The 6,000-nt window shown below is 37.8% G+C and carries 4 protein-coding genes; all 4 read right to left on the reverse strand.

The genetic code is table 11. From position 1 onward, the window contains the following. Positions 1 to 140 precede the first annotated feature (140 nt). On the reverse strand, positions 141 to 1,850 hold the full coding sequence (locus tag F606_RS0115855; protein ID WP_019554874.1) for a methyl-accepting chemotaxis protein: 1,710 nt from the start codon (positions 1,848 to 1,850) through the stop codon (positions 141 to 143). Positions 1,851 to 1,965: 115 nt separating this feature from the next. Next, entirely contained in the window at positions 1,966 to 4,035 is a 2,070-nt protein-coding gene (locus F606_RS0115860) for a methyl-accepting chemotaxis protein (RefSeq protein WP_019554875.1), read from the reverse strand. A 213-nt stretch (positions 4,036 to 4,248) separates the two neighbouring features. Further along, positions 4,249 to 5,019: a hypothetical protein gene (locus F606_RS0115865; protein WP_019554876.1), complete on the reverse strand. Its 771-nt coding sequence runs from the start codon at positions 5,017 to 5,019 to the stop codon at positions 4,249 to 4,251. A gap of 161 nt (positions 5,020 to 5,180) precedes the next feature. Then, positions 5,181 to 5,738, reverse strand: a complete 558-nt coding sequence (locus tag F606_RS0115870; protein WP_245542131.1) for a nitroreductase family protein — start codon at positions 5,736 to 5,738, stop codon at positions 5,181 to 5,183. Between the last annotated feature and the right edge of the window lie 262 nt (positions 5,739 to 6,000).

A 6,000-nucleotide genomic window follows, 5' to 3' on the forward strand; every position in this document is an offset into this window, starting at 1 on the left:
CTCCCTGCCAATAACAAAGTTGCTTTTTATATTGCAAATGGTGCCAATCATCACAAAGATTTTATGGGCCTATTTTGAGAAGTAGAACGGACTTTCGAGGGAATATATACAACAAATCGAAAGCCCTTTATAAAAAAATATTACACTTTAAATTTGCTCGTAATCTGCGTCAAATCTTCCGCTATTTTAACTAAATATTTACTAGATTCGGCTATGGTTCCGGTAGAAGCAGCTTGTTGCTGCGTCGCTGCTGATACCGTATGGGTCTGCTCAGAAGCCGCCCGGCTAATTTGACCGATTTCTTTTACCGAAACAACAATTTCACGACTTCCCGTCGTAATGTTATCAATTGAAAGGGAAATTTTCTCGACTTGCTTCGTAACCTGTTCAACAAACAAGACCACTTGTTCAAACGTAGCTCCAGCTTTTTCTACTACATTTGTCCCCGCAGTCACTTCATGAGTTCCTTTGTCCATTGAGTGAACGGCTTTGCCCGTTTCTTTTTGAATTTCACCGACGATACCACCGATTTGTTGTGCCGCTTCGGCAGATTGCTCAGCCAGCTTACGAACTTCATCCGCCACTACAGCAAAACCGCGGCCATGCTCTCCGGCTCTAGCCGCTTCAATAGCTGCATTAAGCGCCAGTAGGTTTGTCTGCCCGGCAATCATAGAAATCGTATCCACGATTTTTCCAATTTGATCCGACCGATTTTCTAAGGTTGATACAGCCAGAAAAGAGTCCTGCACAGTTTTTGTAATCAATTTCATTTGTGCAGTAACTTTTTGAATCGCTTCATGCCCTTCTTTTGCTACAAGAGAAGTTTTTCCTGAATGTGTGCTTACATTGTTTACCGTTTCAGCAATCTGATCAATATTATCTGACATTCTCCCCACAATTTCTATCGTTGTACTGATCGCCTGCACTTGTTTTACTGAGCCTTCGGCCAGATCATGAATCGAATCAGACACCTTCGCTAAAGTAGAGGCACTTTCGTCAACACTAGCTGTCATTTTCTGCGATGAAGCAATTAATTGTTCGGATGTGGGAATCATCGTCCCAATTAAACTGCGAAGATTCGCGGTCATTATATTAATTTCTTTACCCAACTCACCAATTTCATCATCCGCTTCAATTATGATACCCTGTTTTAAGTTACCTTTTGCAACCGCTTTAACTTGATTCACTAAATGCTGTAAGGGAATAGCAATTAATTGAACGATGATGCGACCGAAAACAATACCCGTAAGTAACGCCAGTAAAGTAACTGCTATAATTAAAGTTTCAACCCATTGACTATGTTCTTTGCCCATCACATTCAATTGATCCGCTTGTTCCGTATTATATTGAATAATATTAGAGCGAATTTGTGTTGCTTTATTAAAGACAGGTATATTCGTCATATAAAGTGAATACGCATCTTCATTTTTCCCCTTCAGTACAAGATCAATAATGTCTTTACGTGCTTTCCGATAGTTCACCAGTTCATTTTTTAAATTTTCTAATTGCTCTATTTCATAAGTATCCGGCTTAATTGCTTCATACTTTTCCTGTAAAACATTGATTTTATTTGTATTCTCCGTAATAGCTGCCGTGAGCTCTTTCTGTTTCAACGAATCTTTTGTCAAGATAAGCTGTAATAATTTTGATTCCGAATCTTTGCTAATCAATCGTACTTCAGCAATAAACTGATTGGGCAGTAATCTTTTTTCATACATACTGCTTAAATCTAAACTCAATGTCTGTACAGCATAAAATCCTACGATACCAATAATCAACAGACCTAATGCTTTTACAGTAATCAGGCTGTAGATTTTTCTAGCAGTCTTTAAATTTGCCAACCATCTCATTTTGTATCACCTCTGTCCCCATGAATTCTAATTCATAAAGACATATTCGTTCTATTTTCGGAAAATCCCTTTAAGTCGCCAAAATTTAATTGATAAAAAAATCTACTTCATCTATTTATAATTTAAAACGCAACACCAGCGTTTCTAATTTATTAGCAATATCAGCTACAAAATTTGCTGACTGTTTGATTTCCTGCATCGTTTGACTAACATTCTCTGTGCTATCCGAAATGTTTTTCGTTTCTTCAACACTTTCCATTATTACAGTCGTAACTGATTCAATCGCTTGATCAATTTCCCCAATTTCACTGGATACTTGATGTAATTGATTGCCAATATTAGTCGTAATACTCAAAAAAGCTTCAGCATCTTTTTTATATTCTTGTCCCACCGAAACAAACGCATCATAATCCGGTTGAACCTTTTCATTGATAAAGCTCAAAAGTTCCCTACTCGTATCAACTAAAATTTTCATTGTAACTTGCACTTTATGTGTTAATGTTTGGATACTTCCTACAGCTGCTTCAGATTCTTCTGCAAGTTTCCGGACTTCTTCAGCCACAACAGCAAAACCACGTCCACTTTCCCCTGCGTGCGCTGCCTCAATCGCAGCATTCAACGCTAACAAATTTGTTTGTACAGCTATCTTTGCAATTGAATCTGCCATCTTGCTGATTTCATCAATAATTTTAGCATCATCAATGGCTTGTACAACTCGTTGATTGATACCATCATATAGTTCTACAGTTGATTGCCTGGAATCTTGTGAACCAGCTTGCAATTTGACAGCTTTTTTCTCAACCGCACTGGCAATATCACTTCCTTTAATAGAATTCAATGAAAGATTGCTTGCATTCGTACCCACGTTTTCAGCAAATGCGGTAATTTCTTCCGTGGTTGCCGAAAGAGATTGTACCCCGTGTGCCACCTGCTTGGTCGACAAAGCCACACGCCCTGCTGCATCAGCTGATTGATTTGCCCCTTTCGTCAATTCCATAGTGGAAACAACTAACTGGTCCGAAAACAAAGCAATTTTATGTAATATATCCCGCATATTAAAAATCATCTGGTTTACACCCGCTGCTATTTCAGCTAATTCATCCTGTGAAGCCAGATCTACGTTTGATGACAAATCCCCATCTTTCACTTTCCCCAGCCCAGCTTGGATAACCGATACAGCATTGATGATGGATAAAACCAGCGCTATACAGATATACAGCAAAATAGGCAAAGCCAGTCCCAATGAAAGTAAAACGACATTTGATTTTTTTTCATATTCTGTTACACGAGCTGAACAAAGCTGCCAAACATCATTTGCTAAGACGGAAAAAAGATTGTCGTTGAGCTGAATGGCTTGGTCAACTTCTGCTGTTGTAAGTGATATATTTCCATTCTCCAAATTTAAATCTGCATCTAAAATTTTTAAGAGCTGTGCATATGCCGCTTTAAATTCAACGGCCGGTGTTTTTATATTTTCCAATACTCGTTCCTGTTTTGTATCATTAAAGGCAATCCCAGTCTGCAAATCCCCATTAATGGTGTCCGTAATGCTATTAATCTGCGTAGCAAGTGCAATCAGACTTTTTTTGTCACTATAGCTGAGAGAAGTTTTTTTCTGTTTTTCTAATAAAGCCCGTAATCGGAATAAGTCATCAGATAAGCTTATACTACGAAACATAATAACATCCATCGTATAATATGAATCCAGATCTGGGTCCAATGTAAGATTTGAGTTATCTGAAATGTCTGAATGTAATGTAGTAAGTGCTGCAAATAATTCATCATATACATCTTTGCCAGCTGCCAGTTCCGTCCAAAGCATATTGGCATTCACTATATCGTTTGATATTTCTTTTTTTTGTTCGGCAGCATCTAAAATATGATTATAGTTTTGATCGATCATTTCAAAATCAATAAAACTATTTTGAATCTGTTCCCTATTTTTTTCACCTAAAAATTGATAGGCCTGAATTTGTCCTGTAAGTTGTTTTGATAATTTTGCATACTCAACTCCATAAACTTCTTTTTGTGAAAAATTTTTACTTTCAATGTTCCCAGAAAAAAACTGGTACAACGCGAGTGTTAATAAACTGATGAGGATAATGCTTACAATAAAAAATTTAGTTATTAAGCGAAATCGATTCATGATAAAAATACCTGGTTGGAAAATTTTTTTAATATGCATTGTTAAAAACCCCTTGCCTTAATTTTACAAATAAAAATGCCAGATTTATTATGTAACCTGCATCACATAATAAATCTGGCATTCATTGACAGAAAACGGTATTTATTAACTTTTTAAGAAATTTTCTTTTACAACGTAAAGATAAAACTCATAACTATACTTCCATTATATATTGCATTTATGACCATGTATAGTATTTGAGTATATAAATTTTTAATCTATAAATTTCGAATTGTTATCATAAGAGGTAATAGCTGCTGCATATTTTGAGCTCAAAGCTGAAAAGCCATCACTGTCTGACAAATCCGATACACCCATTCCTGTTTCAGCAGTCAAACCAGTCTGCATTTGCTGCATCATATAATACTGCTGCAAAAAAGAATCTGTAGACTGTACTCTATCTGTTTTGGTAGTATCGGCTGATTTTAGATAATCTGCTAATTCTTTTAAGAATTCATCGCTGGTTTTTATTGTCGATGCAGTCGAAGTTGTCGCAGCTGTTGTTGTCTGTGAGTCCATCGACTTGATATACGCTGCAAGGTCTTTCAGTGTTTCTTCACTGGTTTTTTTCGTAATATCTGTATTATTGTTTGGCGGAGCAAAATAAGCGGATAATTCCTTAAGCAGTTCATCAGCTGTTTTCTTTTTAGATTCATCCTTATCCGCAGTTTTGGACTGAATGTAATCCAATAAGTCTTTTAATACGACATCACTTGTTAAGGTTTTGGTATCTGTAGTCGTCGTGGTAGAAGTATCTCCCGTTGCTACTGTGGTACTATCCTTTGTCGATGATTGAAGATATGCCTGCAGCTCTTTAAGTAGTTCATCTGCGGTCTTTGTTGTACTGGCTGTTGTCGATGAAGCAGCCGTCAACTCTGCCAAGCCATCGGCTGCCGTACTCTGTTTCGTCTTCTTCTGAGCACTTGCGCTTGATAAACCTGAAAGCAGGCTCGTATAATCAGACGAAGAGTTACTAATTCTCATATCAAATTCCTCCAAGCTAATTTGCTATGATTTATCCATAAATCTTATTGAACTAAGAATCCTTCTTAGCTATAAAGTCTATCTTTATTATCGTAATAAAGAAAACATTTCTTAAGAAAAAATTGTTTTAAAAAGAAGTGTTTGTGAAGAACTATTAAAGATTAGCGTTCATTACACCATTTTTCATAATGAACAAGTTCGGACAAATTTTTCCGTGGTCTTGGCGCAGGCTGCTCGGCAGCATACCCCAATGTAATAACTCCAACCACATATTTATCGCTGGGAATATCTAAAATAGGTCGAATTTCATTTTGGGTAAACCAGGCAACCCAGCAGCTTCCGAGACCAATGTTTGTTGCTTCCAGCAGAAGATACCCCACCGCAATCGATGTATCACGAATCATTTGTTTCAATTCTTCCCGCGGACTTTGTTCATCAAAATTAAGCTCCGCATATTCATCAATGCGTGATGTTCCATCGGCTATACAAGCAATCATAACCGGTGCTGACAACATCCAATTTTGGTTATGGGCTGCTCTAGGCAATTTTTGCTTTATTTTTTCATTTTTCACTATAACAAATCGCCACGGCTGCGTATTACTGCCTGATGGAGCAAGTCTTGCACTTTCCATTAATTGAAGGATTTTATCATCTTCAACATCGCGAGGAAGATATTTTCGAATACTGCGACGCTTTTCTTGTATATTACGGTACGGCAGTACCGTGGTTCCGGAGAAGCGGAAACCGCTTGTCCGGAACAGGAAACCGATGTTCTAGCGGTGTGAGCCGCCTGTCCGGAGCCGCGGGAGCCGATACCGAAGATTACTCTGTTAAATCTTTATCCAAGCCATAAATCTCTCTCATAGAAATATCTTTCGAGGGATCCAAGCTTTCGATATTGATTTTATATGCATCATGGACGATGCGGTCCAGAATGGCGTCAGCCAAAGGGCTGCTATCACCGCCAAGCTGCTCATACCA

Origin of the sequence: Propionispira raffinosivorans DSM 20765, assembly GCF_000381065.1 — a bacterium.
Lineage (GTDB): Bacteria > Bacillota > Negativicutes > Selenomonadales > Selenomonadaceae > Propionispira > Propionispira raffinosivorans.

Excerpts from the sequence above, each read along its gene's own strand:
- F606_RS0115855 (WP_019554874.1), bottom strand. The coding sequence starts at position 1,850 with ATGAGATGGTTGGCAAATTTAAAGACTGCTAGAAAAATCTACAGCCTG.
- F606_RS0115860 (WP_019554875.1), bottom strand. The coding sequence starts at position 4,035 with ATGCATATTAAAAAAATTTTCCAACCAGGTATTTTTATCATGAATCGA.
- F606_RS0115865 (WP_019554876.1), bottom strand. The coding sequence starts at position 5,019 with ATGAGAATTAGTAACTCTTCGTCTGATTATACGAGCCTGCTTTCAGGT.